At 51.7% G+C, this 20,117-nt stretch carries 14 protein-coding genes; 6 read left to right on the forward strand and 8 right to left on the reverse strand.

Going from position 1 to position 20,117, the window contains the following annotated elements; translation table 11 throughout:
• Positions 1–4: 4 nt before the first annotated feature.
• A complete protein-coding gene (locus F1728_RS04025) occupies positions 5–3,169 on the forward strand; it encodes an efflux RND transporter permease subunit (protein WP_155362995.1) in 3,165 nt (1,054 codons plus the stop codon).
• 154 nt (positions 3,170–3,323) lie between these two features.
• Positions 3,324–4,601, forward strand: coding sequence for a hypothetical protein (locus F1728_RS04030; protein WP_155362996.1), 1,278 nt, complete (start codon positions 3,324–3,326; stop codon positions 4,599–4,601).
• Positions 4,602–4,668: 67 nt separating this feature from the next.
• Here F1728_RS04030 and F1728_RS04035 read toward each other — a convergent pair whose 3' ends face one another.
• From F1728_RS04035 to secA, 5 genes are all read right to left on the reverse strand, one after another.
• A complete protein-coding gene (locus F1728_RS04035; protein WP_194242673.1) occupies positions 4,669–5,808 on the reverse strand; it encodes a 3-oxoacyl-ACP synthase III family protein in 1,140 nt (379 codons plus the stop codon).
• Positions 5,809–6,286: 478 nt separating this feature from the next.
• A complete protein-coding gene (locus tag F1728_RS04040) occupies positions 6,287–7,117 on the reverse strand; it encodes a hypothetical protein (protein ID WP_155362998.1) in 831 nt (276 codons plus the stop codon).
• A 149-nt stretch (positions 7,118–7,266) separates the two neighbouring features.
• Complete coding sequence (metK, locus tag F1728_RS04045; protein WP_155362999.1) at positions 7,267–8,445, reverse strand: methionine adenosyltransferase; 1,179 nt, start codon at positions 8,443–8,445, stop codon at positions 7,267–7,269.
• 279 nt (positions 8,446–8,724) lie between these two features.
• Positions 8,725–10,065, reverse strand: coding sequence for a 3-deoxy-D-manno-octulosonic acid transferase (locus F1728_RS04050; protein ID WP_155363000.1), 1,341 nt, complete (start codon positions 10,063–10,065; stop codon positions 8,725–8,727).
• Positions 10,066–10,113: 48 nt separating this feature from the next.
• Positions 10,114–13,650: a preprotein translocase subunit SecA gene (gene secA / locus F1728_RS04055; protein ID WP_155363001.1), complete on the reverse strand. Its 3,537-nt coding sequence runs from the start codon at positions 13,648–13,650 to the stop codon at positions 10,114–10,116.
• A gap of 397 nt (positions 13,651–14,047) precedes the next feature.
• Here secA and F1728_RS04060 point away from each other — a divergent pair, with 397 nt between their 5' ends.
• Together F1728_RS04060 and F1728_RS04065 are read left to right on the forward strand one after the other, a co-directional pair.
• Complete coding sequence (locus F1728_RS04060) at positions 14,048–14,758, forward strand: sulfite oxidase-like oxidoreductase (RefSeq protein ID WP_155363002.1); 711 nt, start codon at positions 14,048–14,050, stop codon at positions 14,756–14,758.
• A 120-nt stretch (positions 14,759–14,878) separates the two neighbouring features.
• Positions 14,879–15,316, forward strand: a complete 438-nt coding sequence (locus tag F1728_RS04065) for a hypothetical protein (protein WP_155363003.1) — start codon at positions 14,879–14,881, stop codon at positions 15,314–15,316.
• Between the two features lie 16 nt (positions 15,317–15,332).
• Here the strand turns inward: F1728_RS04065 and F1728_RS04070 are convergent, their stop codons facing one another.
• Positions 15,333–16,025, reverse strand: a complete 693-nt coding sequence (locus F1728_RS04070; RefSeq protein ID WP_155363004.1) for a hypothetical protein — start codon at positions 16,023–16,025, stop codon at positions 15,333–15,335.
• Positions 16,026–16,200: 175 nt separating this feature from the next.
• Between F1728_RS04070 and F1728_RS04075 the strand changes: the two genes are divergently transcribed.
• Positions 16,201–17,169, forward strand: a complete 969-nt coding sequence (locus tag F1728_RS04075) for a hypothetical protein (RefSeq protein ID WP_194242674.1) — start codon at positions 16,201–16,203, stop codon at positions 17,167–17,169.
• Between the two features lie 45 nt (positions 17,170–17,214).
• Here F1728_RS04075 and F1728_RS04080 read toward each other — a convergent pair whose 3' ends face one another.
• Positions 17,215–17,817 (reverse strand): DUF6940 family protein, encoded by a 603-nt coding sequence (locus tag F1728_RS04080; RefSeq protein ID WP_155363005.1) that lies wholly within the window; start codon positions 17,815–17,817, stop codon positions 17,215–17,217.
• Between the two features lie 123 nt (positions 17,818–17,940).
• On the opposite strand from F1728_RS04080, the gene F1728_RS04085 reads away from it, so the two are divergent.
• Entirely contained in the window at positions 17,941–18,444 is a 504-nt protein-coding gene (locus tag F1728_RS04085) for an endonuclease V (RefSeq protein ID WP_155363006.1), read from the forward strand.
• Positions 18,445–18,451: 7 nt separating this feature from the next.
• Here the strand turns inward: F1728_RS04085 and pckA are convergent, their stop codons facing one another.
• Positions 18,452–20,038 carry a phosphoenolpyruvate carboxykinase (ATP) gene (pckA, locus tag F1728_RS04090; protein ID WP_194242675.1) on the reverse strand — a complete coding sequence of 529 codons (1,587 nt, stop codon included), beginning with the start codon at positions 20,036–20,038 and terminating at the stop codon, positions 18,452–18,454.
• Positions 20,039–20,117: the final 79 nt, after the last annotated feature.

The following is a 20,117-nucleotide window of genomic DNA, read 5'->3' on the forward strand; positions in this document are numbered from 1 at the left end:
CGATATGTCCCTGACTCGACTGGCAGTTCACCGACCGATCTCAACCCTGATGGCCTCGCTTGTGCTGGTCATGTTGGGGTGTGTTTCGTTGTCGCAGCTGGCGGTCGACCTGATGCCGGACATTCAGAATCCCAGCATCAGCGTAATTACCATCTATGAAGGTGCGGGGCCCAACGAAGCGGAAACGCTGATCACCCGACCGATCGAGCAGACCCTGAGCTCGGTTTCTGGAATTGAAAATATCCTCAGCAGCAGCATGGAAGGCAGCAGCACGGTTCGACTGCAGTTCCAGTGGGGCACCGATCTGACCCTGGCAATCAACGAAGTGCGCGACGCGTTGAATAAGCTCCGCAACTCACTGCCGGAAGGGGCAGAGGATCCTTATATCCGACATTTCGACGTCGCTGACCGGCCGATTATTTACCTGGGCCTGAACAGTGAACTCGACCCCATTACCCTGTCGCAACTGACCGAAAATCAGATCATTCCCCAGTTCGAGCAGCTGGAAGGTGTGGCCCGACTACGGATGCGGGGTGGTATTGAACGCGAGATCCAGATTGACCTGGATCGCAGCAAGCTCGAATCACTCAACATGGGTGTGAATGAAGTCGTCAATGCCCTGAAGCAGGAAAACATTAATCAACCAGCGGGAAACTACGAAGAAGGTAACCTGAATTTACTCATCCGCAGCCAGGGTGAATTCACCAGCCTGGAGCAAATCGAAAATACGGTTGTCCGCGAACAATCCGGCGCAACAGTGCATGTCCGGGATATCGCCAATGTCGTTGATGGCGAAAAAGAGCGAACCGAGCTCACCCGCATGAACGGCAAACCGGGGATCCTGCTCTACGTTTATAAGCAATCAGGCGCCAATACAATCAGCGTCAGTGATCTGGTGCAGAAACAGCTCGAACGCGTCAACAAATCGATGCCCGACGTACAACTGAGCATTCGGGTCGACAACTCGGAATACATCCGGCAGTCAATCGCCAACATCCAGCAGGCTGCCTTGTATGGTATGGGACTGGCCTTCATAGTCCTGATTCTCTTCCTGCGCAGTTTCCGCAGCATGCTGGTGATTGGGGTCTGTATGCCCCTCTCGGTTCTGGCCACCTTCATTCTGATCTACTTCCAGGGCTTCACACTGAATATTATTTCGTTCGGTGGTCTGGCTCTCGGAGTAGGCATGCTGGTCGATAATTCCATCGTGGTGCTGGAAAGCATTTTCCGCAAACGGGAAGACGGTCTGGATGCCAAAACCGCCGCCATCGAAGGTACCGAGGAAGTCTCGGGGGCGATTATCGCCAGCACAATGACCACACTGATCATCTTCCTGCCCTTGATCTTCATCCAGGGGACCACCGGGATTCTGTTGCATCAACTGGCATGGGTTGTCGGTTTCTCGCTGATCTGCTCTCTGTTTGCCAGCCTGACTCTGACTCCTGTCATGAGCGCCTACTGGATTCCTGATCAGACCCCGAAAACCCATTCCCGCTGGACCCGCCCCTGGTTTGCACTGATAGACGGGTTCCACAATCTGAACCATCGCATGCTTCTCTTACTGGAGCGGATCTATGAGCGGATATTAAAATTCAGCCTGAAACATGTAGTTCTGATCGGTTTTCTACTGCTGCTCTGCTTTACAACCACACTCGGCCTGATCCCGCGGATTAAAACCGAGTTTCTTCCCAAAACGGATGAAGCAGCCATCAATGTCTATTCCTCGATGGCGGCAGGAATCCAGCTGAAAAAACTCGATCAACAGACCCGGATTCTCGAACAGGCAACCATCGAATCCGTCCCGGAAGCGCTTGCCATCGCATCCTTTATCGGCGATAGCGCTGATGACGCAGACCGCTGGAACCGTACCACGCTCCGCATCAAACTCTCTCCGAGAACAGAGCGAAAACGAGGAATTGAGGAAATCCGCAAAGCCCTCGACGATGCCATCGGTCCAATCCCCGGCATGAAAGTGCAGGTCAAAGCGCAAACCGAAATGATGGTCATGCGCATGATTGGTCGTAGAGGGGGTGGTGACCTGGTCGTACAGGTTGCCGGTCACAATATGCAACTAGCTCAACAGATTGTGGAGCAGGTTGTCGGCGTCATGAAGTCGACTCCCGGATTGATCAATGTCGAAGCAGAAATTTCAGATCAGCGTCCCGAATTGACTGCTTCGATTGACCGTGAAAAAGCAGGCCTGTTGAAAATCAGCGTGCAGGACATCGCCCAGACCCTGGAAACCACCATCCGCGGAACGGAAGCCACGCTCTACCGTGAAGAAGGGGACGAATTCCCCGTCATGGTACGACTCCGAGAGGAAGACCGCAACCAGATCGGCGACGTCCAGCAGGTCGGCGTCACGACGGCCGACGGTCGCACAATCCCACTCAAAAATCTTCTTAAATTTGAATCTGATGATGCACCAGTTGTGATTGAACGGCACAACCAGCAGCGGGTGTTGCGAATTTTTGCTGATGTCGAAGGACGGGACCTGGGCAGCATCGTCCCGGAACTGGAAGATAATCTGAACGCGATTCAGATCCCATCTGGTTTCTCAGTCAGCGTCGCCGGGGACTGGGAAGAGCAACAGAAAAGCTTCAGTGCCCTGCAACAGGGATTCGTCCTGGCGATTATTCTGATGTACATGATCATGGCTTCGCAGTACGAATCGCTCCGTGATCCATTTTATATTCTGTTCGCTGTCCCACTGGGTATGATCGGTGTCATCTGGGTTTTTGTTTTCACAGAAACGACTCTGAATGTGCAATCCTTCATCGGCATCGTCGTTCTCTCGGGGATCGTCGTCAATAATGCGATCGTCCTGGTGGATTACATCAACCAGTTGAAACGCCGGCATCCTGAAAAACCGACATCTGAGCTGATTCTGCAGGCAGCGACACGCCGCTTCCGGCCCATTCTCATGACCACACTGACCACCGTGCTGGCCATGATCCCGATTTCACTGGGCTGGGGTGAGGGAGGCGAACTGCAGGCCCCGATGGCACGAGTCGTTGTCGGAGGCTTGCTCGCAGGCACTCTAATTACCCTGCTGGCCATCCCGCTGATTTACCAGTCCTGCACTCCGGACGCGAAACAAACCGCGCGGCCAGCCACAGAGCCCGTTGCTGAACCGAAACTGAACGGCCAAACGGTAAAATCTGTCTGAGAAATGCGTTAGATCGCAGTCTGACATAGCATCATTTCTGCCTGACTGTCTATAATACGCCTCAATTGAACAGTCGGGCCGAGAGCGTCCGTTCTCAATCTGCTCTCTGCAACCAGATCAACATCTGCCTCATCTCCTGTGGATCGTCATTCTAATGAAGATGAATCAAAAAACATCGCCACTCACGCAACCGATACCCTATAAAATCCTGTTTCCCTGGCTGCATCTGTTTCGCACCTTCCGACTGGCGGTTGATTTCCAGAAGATCCTGCTCGCAGTCGCCGGCCTGCTGATGCTTTCGCTGGGAAACTACCTGTTCAATAAACTTCCATTCGCACCAGAGGCGCCCGCGTCAGCAGGTGTCGTTGCGGTTCAACACACAATCCAGTTTCCGCCTCCTTCAGCTGGCGTGGTATCCGAATCTCTGACCCCTGAGCGATTGAGTGGACTATCGACTTCTCCCTCGGGAGAACTCTTATCCCCTGCGACTCTGCTGGAACCCATGGGGTTCTTTACCAGACCGGTGCTGACGCTGTTTGAAACAGGCGCCAGTTGGAGTGCCCTGGCCTATGCGACGACTCAGCTCTTATGGGCCGTCATTGTCTGGGCCGTTTTTGGAGGCGCGATTACCCGCATTGCAGCGATCCAGTTTGCCCAGGAGGACCATATTGGCTGTCGGGCCGCGTTGGGATTTTCACTGAAACGAATTTTGTCACTGGTTAGCGCCCCCCTGCTCCCCTTCGCTGGAATGGGCTTTTTCTGGGTGCTTTGCCTGCTGATCGGCCTGTTTGGCAACATCCCCGGTGCCGGCGGAGTGATCGTAAGCCTCCTCTGGGGACTTGCCTTCCTGTTTGCCTTTGTGCTGACCCTCATCCTGCTGGTGACACTGGCGGGCTGGCCGCTGATGATGACTACCATCAGCGTGGAAGACAGCGATGGTTTCGATGGCCTGAGCCGGATCTTCAGCTACTTGTTTGGCCGGATCTGGTATTTTCTCTGGCTGACAGTCGTTGTGCTTTGTTACGGGGCTGTCTGTCTGTTTTTTGCTGCGGTTCTGTTGCAGGTGATGTCGTACCTGGCTTTCTGGGGAGTCAGCTGGGGCATGGGCAGCGAACATGCACAAAAACTCTTTCAGCAGGAGCAGCCGACTCTGGCTGCAACGATATCCATTGGCTGGGGCTCTATCCTGAATCTGCTGTTCTCAGGCTTCGTTATCAGCTTCTTCTGGTCTGGCAGTACCATCGTCTACTTCCTGCTCCGCAAGTGTGACGATGGAACGCCGCTGGATCACGTCTATGTGGCAGATGAAGACCAGGAACAGACAGACGAGCTTCCACTGGCTGGCGTCGCGAAATCAGGCGAACCCATCATCGAACGTCCTGTGGAACCCGAAGAGTCTCCCACTGACGAAAACCAGACACCGTCAGAATAAGGATTCCGGAACACAGCGTGACGCTGATTAAGCCAGCGGGCAAAATTGAGCGGACTTAAGGTCTGGGTTACCAGCGGAACAGACCAGTTCCCCAGGCCAGACCGGCACCAAAGCCGCTCAGGAGGATTGTATCTCCCCGGTTAATGCGGCCAGCATTGAAGGCTTCATCCAGAACGATGGGAATTGAACCGCCGGAGGTGTTACCATAGCGATCAAGGTTATTGTAGACCTTTTCACGGGGAATCCCCAGCTGATCGCAGGCGGAATCAATAATGCGGATGTTGGCCTGATGCATTAAAAACAGATCAACATCGTGCACGCTCATACCGGTTTTGGTCAGCATCAGATCGATGGAATCAGCGACAGTACGAACAGCCCACTTAAAGACGCTGCGGCCGTCCATATTCAGGAAATGCCGCCCTTCTTGAATATCTTCCGCGGTAGCCGGATTACGGGTTCCCCCAGCGGGACGATCCAGAAGCGAACAGCCACTGCCATCTGATCCGGTCTGATAACAGGTCAATCCCTGATGCGGATCACCTTTGGCCAGGAGCACAGCTCCAGCACCATCACCGAACAGAGGAGCGACCCTGCGGTCTTCCGGATTGACAATCCGGCTGTTACAGTCACCACCGATGACCAGAGCCAGTTTGCTGTTACCGGTCGCGACGTACTGAGCTGCGGTCACCAGTGCATACATGAATCCAGCACAGGCAGCCTGCAGATCAAGGGCAGGTGCATCCAGTCCGAGACGGTCCTGTACCAGGCAGGCTACGGAGGGACACTGAAAATCGGGAGTGAACGTTCCCACGATCAACAGGTCGATGTCTTCCGGGTTCACGCGGGCAGCACGAATTGCCTTTTGTGCCGCTTCATAGCAGAGATCGCTGGTTGCAATTCCCTCAGGAGCATGTCGACGCTCCAGAATTCCCGTTCGCTGTTCAATCCATTCCGGGTCAAAACCATACCGTTTCTGCAGGTCCTGATTCGTTACCACATTGTCGGGTACGTAAGAACCACTGGAAACAATCTGGACCCCCAACAATGAATTAGTTCGTTGACTAATCACCTGGCGACCACGCTTGCTCTCTATTTTTTTATTCTCAGGTGCCAGATTTATTTGCTGGTCTAATAACCCGGACGCGTCTAGAACTGATTCCAGATCGTTTGAGTTTACCTGATTTTTTGTTTGAACTTTTAAAGACATCTTGTGCATGTTCCTGACATCCTTATTCAGTCTCTTTCAAACTCGCAACGCGGGCAGAGTTCGAACTCCATTCAACACGCGTCCTGTCGTGATGCAGCACAATTTCCATTTAGAACAGAATCTATTCAAAACAAGATTCTGAGACAAATGCAGATGCACTAACTGATTACCAAAACGCTTACGCCAAAGTAACCAATGAGTTGTCATGATTGGGTGCAAGCCAGGCAACAACTCCTGTCTCACTTCATAGTCAGCAACATAGCAGACCACAATCGCTGACCGTTGACCGCAAAGTATAGCGATTCATAAAATTGGAAACTAGCGAAATTTAGAAAAATCCAGCTAAGCTATAATATAGGCAAAATTCTGTGCCCTGAAAATAAATATAAACCCCTATTTTACCACATTTTGCTCTTATTTCTCTGGCCGGATGAACGTATCTGCTGGCCATGACAGCACCTGGGGAATTCGGCAGAAATCAGGCCACATCTTCACTGGCGGTACAACCGGTGATCTGATAGTGCAGCAGGCTCTCAAACTCCTCATCCAGATCTGAGGCACGTTTGACTTCAATACTCACCCCGTACGCTCGCTTTTCCAGAACCCGGGTTCGCGTCCCTGTTGCGTTTTCCACCTCACAGCTGATCGATAATACCCCTTCCAGAGGAGGATTCAGGCTCACATGCACCACCTGCAACCGCTGATTTCTCGCAAAACGGACCTGCATCCCTCCCTCAACCGTTTCCCCACCTGCTGTATCAATTGAACGATTCATCCACTGGGAACAGTTTTCATCATCTAAACGCGTTTCAGAGAGGTCACCTGCACTCTCTCTCCGCTCCAGCAATGCTGCAAACAACGCTTCGTTATCCCCTGCAGATTCCATCACTGGGCTTTCCAGCAAAGCGACATCTGCAACAGGTGACTCTTCATCTGGAAATGGAAGTAGATCAGACTCCTGCCAATGAACCGCTTCTCGATTGAGCCACTCCAGAACGCCGGCAAAAGCCATGAAATAGGTCAGTGAAAAGAAATAAATGCCGGGCAACGACAGTCCCGCAGACGGATGCATCGCCAGCATCCCGATCAACACAGGTAAGACCAGGGCCAGCGTGAGTAAGTGCTTGCGATCCTCAAGCTGAAGAATGAGTCGTTTCCGATGCAGACTGAATAACACCAGGGCAACAGACGCGGAAAGCAGGCCGCCTGTGACCAGCAAAGGCACAAAACTCGCTTCGATCTGTAACCAGCCGGTGATGCGCAGCACCACCAGCCCGACGGCAATCAGCAGATTCCCACCGAGAAACAAAAAAGGGAAAAGCCACCTCTGTTGAGATGACTTCCCCCCTGTGGATCGTTCCCTGATCTGAGTTATACTCGGATTTGAAATATTCATGACGAGCGTTCTCCATAAGGCTCGGCGTTGCTGATTTCAGAAAAACAATGATCCGCTGAAAATCAGGAAATGGCAAATTGAGGCTCGGGAACTTCATTTCCCAGGCCAGCAGCGTCTCTCAGTTCAGCAGCTTTGTCGGTAGCTTCCCAGGTAAAATCGGGATCGTTCCGACCAAAATGTCCGCCCCAGGTAGTCTTTCTGAAAATGGGACGACGCAGCTGCAGGTGTTCGATGATCCCCTGCGGATTCAGCGGGAAGAGCTCACGAACCAGTTCAGAAATTTTCTCTTCTGGAATCACGGAAGTTCCCTTGGTGTCCACATACACGCTGGTCGGCTCGACTACACCAATCGCGTAGGAAAGCTGAACTTCACACTCCGTAGCCAGACCTGAGGCAACGATGTTCTTGGCAATGTAACGGGCCATGTATGCTGCGGAGCGGTCTACTTTGGTTGAGTCTTTACCACTGAAAGCACCGCCGCCATGACGGCCCCAGCCACCATAGGTATCGACAATAATCTTACGACCAGTCAAACCAGCGTCACCGTGAGGTCCGCCGATCACAAACCGTCCGGTCGGATTAATGTGATACTTGGTTTCATCATTCAAAAAGTCGGCAGGAATGACATCCTTGATGACTTTCTCGATGATAAATTCGCGAATTTCAGCCTGAGTGACCTCATCAGTGTGCTGGGTTGAAACTACAACCGCGGAAACACCGACAGGTTTGCCGTCTTCGTATTCGACAGTGACCTGGCTTTTGCTGTCCGGCAGCAGCCAGTTCACTTCACCGTTCTGACGGATTTCAGTCAGTTTATTCAGAATGCGGTGCGACAGAGCAATCGGTACCGGCATGTACTCTTCCGTCTGATTGCAGGCATAACCGAACATCAGCCCCTGGTCACCAGCCCCTTCGGCGTCGACGCCCTGGGCAATATCTGCACTTTGCTGATGCAATTTAACCAGTACTTCGCAGGTATCTGCGTTGAAGCCGATGTCTTCGCTGGTGTAACCGATATCGCGAATGACATCGCGGGCAATTTTCTCGTAATCGACGTTGGCGTTGCTGGTAATTTCACCGGCAAGCAGAACGAAGTCTGTGGTACACAGAGTTTCACAAGCAACGCGTGAGTAAGGATCTTCAGCAAGCAGTGCATCCAGAATGCCATCGGATACCTGGTCTGAGACTTTGTCAGGATGTCCCATACTGACAGATTCACTTGTGAACGAAAATTTAGCCATGCGTCACTCCACCCTTAAATTGCATTGTACCTGGTCAGGAAATGGATCAAGCTCTCTGAGGCTGATCAAAGCATCTCTCGAGCCACTGTAAGAGATTTCGTCCCATGTCAGCGTACGCAGACAGCGGACGCTACCGTATTTCTGAGACAGTGCATAATTGTAGAAATTTGCAGAGAACTCAACAAGCGTTTCTTGACTCCCGCTCTGTGATTTACGCAAGGTTTCTTAAAAGAATTCCCTGATTTTTCTATGCCGGACAGTTCGTCTGCAACCTCTGAATCAAGCAGCCTTTTCGGCAGACTGTGCTGCTTCATTCAGTGACCGCATTAACAGTTCGGCTGTCCGCAGTGTGGCCCCCCGCTGACTCAGGACGAACTCCTGCGCTCTGCTCCCCTGCTCCCGGGCAGCCTCAGGATTCCTCAACCAGTTCGTAAGCTGTCCTTCGAGTTCCGCCTGATTCCGAACCACCGTTGCCGCCTCATGCTGCAGCAGAGCAGCAACGATATCCTTAAAATTCCATGTATTGGGACCGAATAACAAGGCCGCACCGTATCCGGCAGGCTCAATCATATTCTGCCCTCCTCGCTTCGTCAGGCTGCCTCCCACAAAAGCGAAATCGGCCAGTCCCCAACAGGCTTTTAACTCTCCCAGTGTATCCAACAGACAGATCGGGGGTCTTTCCGAAGTCGAAAAGGGGATGAATCGACCCTGATCTTCGTCAGACTGCTGACTTCGACAAATCAAAGGCAAGCCGTAACTTCTGACCAGCGCTGCCACTTCCTCAAAACGTTCCTGATGCCGCGGCACGAGGATCAGACGCAGATCCGGATACTGCCGACGGAGTTCCAGGTAGACATCCAGCGCAATTCGCTCCTCCGGATCCTGAGTACTGCCCGCGATCAGCACCATGTCTCTCTTCTTCAACTGAAAAGTATCTCGTAATTCCCGGGTCAGCGGATTACCTCGCTCTACTTCAATTCCGTCAAATTTGATGGAGCCAGTCACCTGAATCTGCTCAGACTTTCCGGCCAGCCGCGAAAACCGCTCTGCATACGCATCAGTCTGAACAGCCATGAGTTCCAGACGATTCAGTAGAGGACCAATCAGAGCTCGCAACCGCCAGTATCCGCGGAAACTCTTTTCACTCAAGCGACCATTGATGATGGATACAGGAATCCTCATCCGGTCTGCTGCCAGTACAAAGTTCGGCCAGAGTTCCATTTCAACCAGGATAACCGCCGAGGGACGGATCCGCTGCAGGGCTCGTTTTACGGACCAGGAGAAGTCCAGCGGGAAATAGCATACCGTATGGCCGGGAAACTTTTCCCGGGCCACCGCATACCCAGTGTGGGTAGTCGTCGTGATCACGAATTCCAGTTCCGGATGTTGTTCACGCAGAATTGTCAGCAGTGGTGGAAGCTGCAGCACTTCGCCTACACTGACCGCATGGAACCAGAAACAGGGACGATCCCCTTCACGTTCGTGTAGCTTACCGAGAAACTTCTGGCTCCAGCCTGAGCGATATTTCTTCAATACCAGAGCACGGTAGGCCAACACGGGAGAGACTGCGATCAGCAGCAGACCGTAAACCAGGTTCAACAGATACGAAACCAAACGCACGGGAGTCCATTCCCCTTACGAAATTAACAGGCTGGAAACCGGAGCCGATCAGGCCTGGCCGCAACACTTCTTATATTTTTTCCCACTCCCACAGGGGCAGGGATCATTTCGACCGACTTTGGGCTGATCGTTTACAATGGGCTCAATCGAACGCTGTTCCGGTTCGGGAGCATTATCCTGCTCGCCTGTCGGATCATCATATTCAAAATCGTCGGTCACCTCTTCATGTACCGTTGAAGTGACCTGCCACAAGGACCCAACGAAATCAGGACTCTGCTTTTCCAGACGGAAAATCGCAGATGTGACCTGCTGCCCAATGCGTCCCCACATTGCGTCAAAGGCCTTCATCCCTTCGCGTCGATATTCGACCTTGGGATCTTTCTGAGCATACCCCACCAGTCCAATCCCGGACCGCAGATGGTCCATGTAATACAGGTGATCTTTCCAGGATGTATCCAGAACTTCCAGGATCAAAGAACGCTCAGCCTGGCTTAATTCAGGCCGATAACGCTTGTTGTACGCCTGGTACAGACGAGTCCGGACTTCATCTGTGGAGAGTGGCTCCAACTCTTCTGTAGTCACATCCAGTTCCAGCTCTTTTTGTGCCCAGGTAGCGAGTTCCTGAAGAGTGGATTCCTTATGTTCGGCTGGTGTTCCCATGACCTGCAGGTCTTCCGAATAGGCTTCGGAAAGATATTTCTCAATCCGGGTAGAAGCCTCTCCATTGACGAAGACCTTTTCGCTTTCAGCGGAGAGAATCTTCTGGATTTCGCTGACCTGCTTCCCCTTCAGTGCTTCCAGATCCAGATCGGAATGGAAACGGGAATTGGCCCATTTCACCAGTCCCACGCGGCTGTTGGCTTCGTTCCCGGGTTGCTGATTCCCCAGGAAGTTGTACATGCCCACGGTGACCGGGAAGGTCACTTCTTTTTCGTGGTAAAGCTCTTTCACTTTCTCCAGAATCTTCGTTTTCGATTCCGTAACACTCAGATTTTTAAACTCCTGGGGATCGACTTCCAGGCCGAACTGATAATTCAGGTACCCTGACAGGGAACGAATCCCCCAGTCTTCATCCAGAAAGTTTTCCAGCGGAGTAAAATCGATTCGTTCGATTGCCTTCAAGGCATGATCGTAAAGGAACTGATGCAGCCCATCGCGACCGATTTTCTTCAGCTCACGATCATTCAGATTCAGACCATAATGAGCATTCGCCCATTTCGTGAGTGCCTGCCAGTTCCAGTCATCTTCATATTCTTCCGGTAGATTTTCACTGATCTGTTCGGCGATCAGGTCATCAGCCTGTGAGGCAGCTTCGTCTTTGAGGAAGCTGACCAGCTGGTCGTAGGTCATATCCCTGACGTCGGAGGCGTCCACCTCGATATGGGCTTCCTGAGTTGACCAGGCTGCAATCGTATCCCAGCGATAACTGCTGTCGAGCAGCCGATCAGTTTCTTCATCAACCTGCCGCTGGATCATTTCAATAATCAGCTCACGGCAGTTACACCCATCCAGAATCCGCTGACGATAGCCATAGACGTTCTTACGTTGTTCGTCCATCACTTCGTCGTATTCGAGCAGGTGTTTTCGTTGCTCAAAATGCCGTTCTTCTACTTTTTTCTGGGCGCCTTCGATTCGCTTGGAAACCATCCCGCTTTCGATGGCCTCACCCTCTTCCATGCCCAGACGTGCCAGAATGTTTTTCACCCATTCACCGGCAAACACACGCATCAGTTTGTCTTCCAGTGAGAGGAAGAACCGGCTGGAACCCGGGTCCCCCTGACGTCCGGAACGACCGCGGAGCTGGAGATCGATACGTCGGGAATCATGTCGCTCAGAGCCGATCACATGTAATCCGCCCAGTTGCATCACTTCTTCGCCTTCGACATCCATCCCTTCCCGTTTTTCGATTTCCTTGACCTTGGAGTCCCATTCTGCCTTAGGGATCTCAATTCGGGAGTCGTATTTCTGGCTCAGTTCTTCCCAGGCGAGATGCTCGGCACTTCCCCCCAGGATGATGTCAGTACCACGACCGGCCATGTTGGTGGCAATCGTCACGGCACCTTTTCGACCAGCTTGTGCAATGATTTCTGCTTCACGCTCATGATTCTTGGCGTTAAGCACATTGTGGGGGATACCGTATTTACTCAAACGATGGCTGACAATTTCAGACTGCTCAATAGACACAGTACCGACCAGGATTGGTCGCCCTGTCGCATGGACCTCGCGAACTTCATCAGCGATCGCATTCCATTTTTCTTTTTCCGTCTGGTAGATCACATCCGGATGGTTAATTCTCTGCATCGGACGGTTCGTTGGGATCGTGACCACATCCAGCTTATAGATTTTCCAGAACTCTTCTGCTTCGGTCATCGCAGTACCGGTCATCCCGGCCAGCTTGTCATACAGCTTGAAGAAGTTCTGCAGGGTAATTGTGGCCAGAGTCTGTGACTCTTCCTTGATTTTAACCCCTTCTTTGGCTTCGACTGCCTGATGCAGACCATCGCCCCATTGACGACCAGGCATCAGACGCCCGGTGTTATCGTCCACGATGATGACTTCGCCCTGCTGCACTACATAATTCACATCACGTTTGTAGAGATGATGTGCCTTGAGTGAATTGTCGATCAGGTGCGGCCACTCCATATTACCTGCTGTATAGAAGCTTTCTACACCTGCCAGTTCCTCGGCATGTTTCACACCAGCGTCGGTCAGGTGACAGGTATGTTCTTTTTCTTTGACTTCAAAGTCTTCACCGACCTTCAGTTTCAACGCAACGGAATTTGCCCGTGAATACTTGGTAACATCATCCTGGGCGGGACCTGAAATAATCAGAGGCGTACGGGCTTCGTCGATCAGAATGTTATCGATTTCGTCCACGACAGCAAAATTGAGCGGCCCCTGCACTTGCAGCTCTTTGACCGGCTTCATGTTGTCGCGCAGATAATCGAAACCAAATTCGTTATTCGTCCCGTAGGTGATGTCGCAGGCATAGTGCTTCTGCCGCTCCTCGGGTCCCATCCTCGACTGAATCGCACCAACGGTCAGTCCCAGAGCGATATGAATTGGTCCCATCCACTCCATATCACGGAGTGCCAGGTAATCGTTCACGGTGACGATATGCACTTTGCCGGAAAGTGCGTTGAGGAATGCAGGCAGGGAGGAAACCAGCGTCTTACCTTCTCCGGTGACCATTTCCGCAATCGTCCCTTTGTGCAGGAAATAACCACCAATCATCTGCACCGGATAGTGACGCATATTCAAATTCCGACGGGCCGATTCACGCACCGCAGCGAAGGCATAGGTCAGAATATCGTCCAGCGTTTCACCCGCAGCCAGCCTTGCTCTTAATCTGTCGGCGGTTTGTTTCAGTTCCTCATCGGTCAGTTTCATCAGCTCCGGTTCGAAGCTGTCTATTTCTGCCAGCATGGAACCGGGAGTGATTTCATCTTTGCCGTCTTTGTCACGCACGAAGCCCAGTTTGCGGATCTGTCGCTCATTAGAAGAGCCAAACAATCCTGTCAGAAACCGCTCTAACCATGCCGTAACTGTTGTCAGCCACTCACCCAGTTTGTCAAGGAATTCCATTATGTAACCCGAACTCGAATTCTCTAAAATTTAGACGATTGCTGCTTCCGGGCAGTCAGGGCTCACTGTCATACTGGCAGGGAGCCCATTATCACCCCGCCCGACGTAAATAGAGCGAGGTCTCCTACCGTCGACGGTCCAGAAGACATTTAATTTTTGTAAGTTCTTCTCTTTCCGAAGTTTATTTATTTTGAAAAATATGGTCAATGGCGGTCTCGCCTTCTGACCAGCGGTTTACTTCGAATAAAAGAAAGGATTGGTCATACAGAATTGCAACCAATGTGCCAAGTCTGGGGGATTTGTAATATCTACGTCTGGCTAAAATCAACGAATTTCGTATAGTTCACAGAGCAAGACCAAGTGCATAACGACACCTAACCCCCTGTGGAGACTGCACATGCAGAACAGTCCCGATGAAGAAAAATACCAGGCTGGTCCGCCACCGCTGCCCCCAGCTCCTGATTTGGACATTATCGTCAGTACAGATACACATCGGACTGAACGAATCCCCGCCGGTCAAAGTCGAACACGCAAATGGCCGGTCCTGCACGCCACCAGCGTGCCCGCCATAAATCTCGACACCTGGCGAATTGAGATTGGAGGCCTGGTCGACACGCCTCTATCGTACAGTTGGGAAGAATATCAACAGTTACCGCGCACCCGAGTCTTTGCGGACTTCCACTGTGTCACTCGCTGGTCCCGTCTGGGAAATCTCTGGGAGGGGGTCTCGGCGCGTGAGATCATGCAACGAGCAGGCGTACAACCGACGGCCCGCTATGTCATCGCCACCGGTTATGATGGCGACTGGACGACCAACCTTCCCCTGGCCGACTTCCAGTCTGAAGATGTACTGCTCTGTGACACGCACGATGGCACACCCCTCGATCCAGATCATGGAGGTCCACTGCGGCTGATCGTCCCCCTGCTCTACGCCTGGAAAAGTGCCAAGTGGCTCAAACGGATTGATTTCATCGCGGAAGATCAACCGGGCTACTGGGAGCAGTGCGGGTATCACAATCATGGTGATCCCTGGGTGGTCGATGAAAACAATCCTGACGGAGAACGTTTTCAGTCGAGAGACCACATTCCCCCGGGGTTTGAAGCGTAACTCAGAGGGCCCCTTTTAAACTCAAACACGCAGAGCTCCTGCCGTCTGTTGGACTAAAATCATTCTGATCCCCTTCGAGGAAAACACCCGTGCTTCGACCATAAACAGTAGATTGATCAAATGAATCTGAGCCCTGCCACCGAAAAACAGTACATCACAAACATTTCGAGACTCAGCCGCTTTACGGGCGGTTACTGTCTGTTTTTTGGCACAGTTCTCTTTGTAGTCAGCCTCGTAATGCACCCTACGATTCTGATTGTCGCGGTACTGCATCTCATCACGGGCCTGCTCTACTTCCTGCTGGCGAAAGGGATTCAACAGAGATCAGAACGGAGTATTACCGCACTGACGCTTTTTTCTGTCGTCCTGACTGCAGCCAGTTTCACAGCCATTCTATATCTGGTCCTGGAGGACTGGAATATACCGGCACTGATTGGACTGACAATCTTCCTGATCATCAATCTGCAGCTCTTCATCGAACTGATCCTCTGGAAACGACTTCGCAGACGACTTTCCAGCAAACAGGAAAGTCAGTCACAAGATTCACCCCCAAATTAATCAGCATCATTGAAAGCTACATTTCCCAAGGCCTCAGAGTTGCACAGAGTGCAACTCGCGTTAATTCATCAGGGCTGAACTCCTGAAACCGATCCAGTTTCAAAAAGGACTGCCTGTCGATACTGGCCAGGGCGACAAAACAGTGCTTGATCATCCAGCCGGTATAATATCCTGGAACATGACTCTCGCGAGGATCCGCTTCCCGTTCACCATCACACATCTCACAACAATAAGTCTGATCACATTCGAGCAGGTCCTGATCATCCAGGCTGATAAATCCATCAGGCCATTCATAAACTTTCCAAGGCAGTGTAATGCGATGATACCCAGACACCGTGAATATTTCATACCTGACGGTGATCAATGAAGCCTTCTGAATTTCTGCGAAGACCTCTCGCTCCACATCCTGCTTTTTGGCTTGTTTATATATCTTAGAGAGGAATTCCGCATGCCATGCTGAAACGGGGTTTTCCAATGTGGCAGCAACGATCGATAAATAATCTCGCTCACGTTCATCGTCTGGAATAATGCCCGACCATCGCTGGAAGTCATCCATTAACGCCGAATCTTGAAACAACTCTCCGGCAGCCTGTAAGAAGGAAACCGCTTTTCGGACAAACCGGATTTGTTCTTCATAGCAATTCAATAGAGGACTCTTTACCAGTACAGGTTTACCAATCCAGCAGAGTGCAAAACGGTTCCATTTCATCAGCGATAAGGGCTGATCTGAGAAGACACCAGTTTCCCCCAGAGGTTCGTAAGACTATGATCAGTAAAACATATTCAAACGAGCCCCGTCTGGAACTTGAGTGCGTGCTTTCAAACTCACTCTAAACTCAATGATTACTCAAACCGAAGACATCGACTTTGAAGGAACTTCCTGCATGCTCCCCTTATCGTACTACCCTCATTACCAGATCAGCTCTCTGTTAATCATGATGGCGAGCCTGTTGTTTGCTGATAACACACAGGCTGAGGAACTGAATGGTAACGCAGTCATCCGCCATAAAGCAGGTGATTCGGAGATCGTCATTACAACGACCAATCGGTTAGCCGGGGCCATTCATTCTCTGACTTGGAATGGGAAAGAATTCATTGACAGTTTCGATCATGGTAGACAACTACAGTCTGCCGCCAGCTTTGACTGCGCCAGACCGGGTGAATTCTGGGCTGAGTGTTTTAATCCAACCGAAGCTGGCTCTCGCTCAGATGGTGCAGGTCCCTCCTCTTCCAGCAGACTGCTTCGCATCCAGGCTCAGGGAAATCAACTCACAACAACGACTCAGATGGCGTACTGGCTGGCCCCCGGGCAAAAGTCATCAGGCAGACCCGCACTCAACGAGAAGGTACTTTCTAATCATCGACTGACGAAACAGGTTCGCATCGGCTATCAGCACCTTGATCAGGTGCTCGACTACCGGGTGACGTTTACAATCCCTGCAGAAGAGCAACATCATTACGCTCAGTTTGAAGCCCTTACCGGTTACATGCCTGCCGAGTTCGAGTCATTCTGGAAACTCGATCCAAAAACAGGAACGCTCAACCCCCTGGACGATGGACCGGGCGAGCAGAGATTCCCCGTCATCCTGAGCACCAAAGATCAGCAATACGCTATGGGCGTCTTCTCTCCTGATCAGCCGGCTCCCGGCTTTGAACACGCCGGCTATGGTCGCTTTCGATTTGCCCCACAGAAAGTGGTAAAATGGAACTGTGTGTTTCGTGTCCACGATCCCCAGGGAGTGGTAGCAGGTTCCTATTCGTACCAGGTCTTCGTTGTGGTGGGTACTCTCGAAGATGTGCGACGAAATCTAATGGACCTCATTAAAATATCCAGGCAAAAGACCGAGAAATAACTTTGAGTGAAGTTGTCCCAACACTGGAACGAAAAACATTCGAAATTATTTCGACTCTGATGTCGGAAGTGTTCGATACGCTTGATACCGGTAATACTTGGGGCGATCATCCAGACGGACGTGGAGCCAGGCCACGCCTGCTCCTGCAGTACTCAACCAGACAGGTTGTTCACTGACTCGCTCCTGCACGACACTGCCGATCGTTTTCCAGAATTCCAGCACCTGTGCCTGGGGGGCTCGACGAACAAAATCCGCCAGATGACAGTAATCAAGCTCGGCTGAAACTGGACAGGGAACAACCAAGATCGCATCGCGGCCCAGATTCGAAAAACTCACAACAGCTTTATGCGGAACGATTGAGAAATGCTCGGCAAACGCACCACGGTCCACTCGACGATCCAGCACGGGACTGTCAAGCACCACAAACTCAAAAGGGCGACTCAGGGTTGAGGCTGTGACTGGAGGCGTCTCCCAGCGGAAAGCTGTGAAAGGTAGCGCTGCCAGCATCTCGGTGAACCAGAGTCTGAATTCCGTGTCCTCCTGCCACAGTTCCAGTACGTCCGCAAAACCAACAACCTGTGAATCATCCACAATCTGGAAACTCAGCATCCCGGGCTCTGACAGCGACTCTTGTTGAAGCTTCCACATGATTTGCGGTGTTCTCCCTGACCGTGACTCCTGTCTGGAAATATGATTCGCGACAGGTATGATAGGCTTCGATCCAACCATCGCATTGTAAGAGAGTCAGTCTCAATCCGGAAAGAGTTTTCCGTGAATCTCGCTTTAGACGTTTATTACCATCCAGACGATTCAGCCACAGTCGCAGGACTTCTGTTCGACGACTGGGAATCAGACCAGATAACCGAAACGCTCCTCAAATCGATCCCCAAGGTCGCGGAGTATGAACCGGGACAATTCTATAAACGCGAACTCCCTTGCCTGCTCGCTTTAATCGCAGACGTGAAACCCGAACTGGAAACCATCGTCATCGATGGTTTCGTCACACTGGGAGCAAATCAGCGTCCCGGACTTGGGATGTATCTCTATCAGGAACTGAGGGAAGAAATCCCCACCATTGGCGTTGCCAAATCCCGCTTTAATCAGACTCCCGCGGAGACGGAAATCCTGCGCGGCAACAGCCAGAATCCACTGTTTATCACCGCACTGGGAATTCCACTGACGGAAGCGCAACACAAAATTCAGACCATGCACGGTCCGTACCGAATTCCCACTCTGTTAAAGCAGGTCGATCAACTCTGCAGAGTAGAAAGATGAATGGGGTTTAAACCTGTGGTGCCGCAGCCAGCACGGCTTCAGAAACTCCGGAAGAATACTTCATAAAGTTCTGATTGAATGCGTGCGCCAGTTTTTTCGCGGTCTCCTTGTAGGCAATCTGATCCGCCCAGGAGTTATGAGGCACGAGCATTTTGGAATCCACATCAGGGCATTTGGTCACGGTCGCGGTTCCGAAGATTGGATCGACTTCGGTCGGAGCGTGATTCAGTGTTCCGGAATGGATCGCATCAATGATCGCACGCGTGTGCTGCAGACTGATTCGATTACCGACACCATAGGCACCGCCGTTCCAGCCGGTGTTGACCAGCCAGACGTTGGCATTGTACTTCCGGATTTTCTCCGCCAGCAGATCCGCATATTTACCGGGATGCCAGACCAGGAACGGCCCACCAAAACAGGGAGAGAAGGTCGCCTCTGGTTCGTTGACTCCCATTTCGGTGCCGGCCACTTTCGCAGTGTAACCGCTGATAAAGTGGTACATCGCCTGCTCCGGGGTCAGCTTACTTACAGGAGGCAGTACGCCGAACGCATCACAGGTCAGGAAAATCACATCGGTAGGATGATCTGCCACACAGGGGATTTTCGCACTGGGCATGTATTCGATCGGATACGCCCCGCGGGTATTTTGCGTAAAACTCGTATCATTGAAGTCCACGTGGTGATGCGACTCGTCATAAACCACATTCTCCAGCACCGCCCCATAGCGCAGTGCCTGGAAGATTTCCGGTTCATTCTCGCGGGACAGATAGATGGCCTTTGCGTAACAGCCTCCCTCAATATTGAAGATGCCGTTATCGGTCCAGCAGTGTTCATCGTCTCCAATCAGATACCGCTTGGGATCGGCTGAAAGCGTTGTTTTCCCCGTTCCCGACAAACCGAAGAGCACCGAGGATCGCCCCGTCTGTCGATCGGCTGTCGCCGAGCAGTGCATAGAGAGAATGCCCCGTTTGGGCATCAGGTAGTTCATGACCGTGAAGATGCCTTTTTTCATTTCGCCGGCATACTCGGTCCCCAGAATGACGATCTCACCATCCTCAATACTTAAATCGACACTGGTTTTGGATGTCATCCCCGTGGTGAATCGATTTGCAGGGAATGTACCTGCATTGTAAATCACGTAGTCCGGTTTTCCGAAATCCTTCAACTGCTCATCGGTCGGACGAATCAGCATGTTATGCATGAATAGTGCATGATAGGGACGTGAGCAAATCACGCGGACCTTGATCTGGTATTCCGGATCCCAGCCGGCAAAGGCATCGATTACGTAGAGATGCGGGCAGATATTCAGATAGTCGGTCGCCCGCTCGCGATTACAGTAGAAGGCATGCTGATCCAGTGGGTAATTCACATCACCCCACCAGATATCTTCCTGGGAATTCTTGTGTTTGACGACCCGTTTGTCTTTGGGAGAACGACCTGTCTTCTCACCGGAGTAGGCAATCAGCGCTCCCGTGTCGGAAATGGATGTTCCCGGCTCATAGCGAATCGCCTCTTCGTACAACATCGAAGGATCAGGGTTCCGCATGACCCAATCTACATTGATTCCATGCTCCGACAGATCAAACGACTCCATTTTCATCTCCATTTTGAGAACTCAAATCACAGCAAACACAGTCTGCCCATCTCAGCCAGTTCAAATCAGACAACCTAAG

It is taken from the genome of Gimesia benthica (genome assembly GCF_009720525.1).
Taxonomy (GTDB): Bacteria; Planctomycetota; Planctomycetia; order Planctomycetales; family Planctomycetaceae; genus Gimesia; species Gimesia benthica.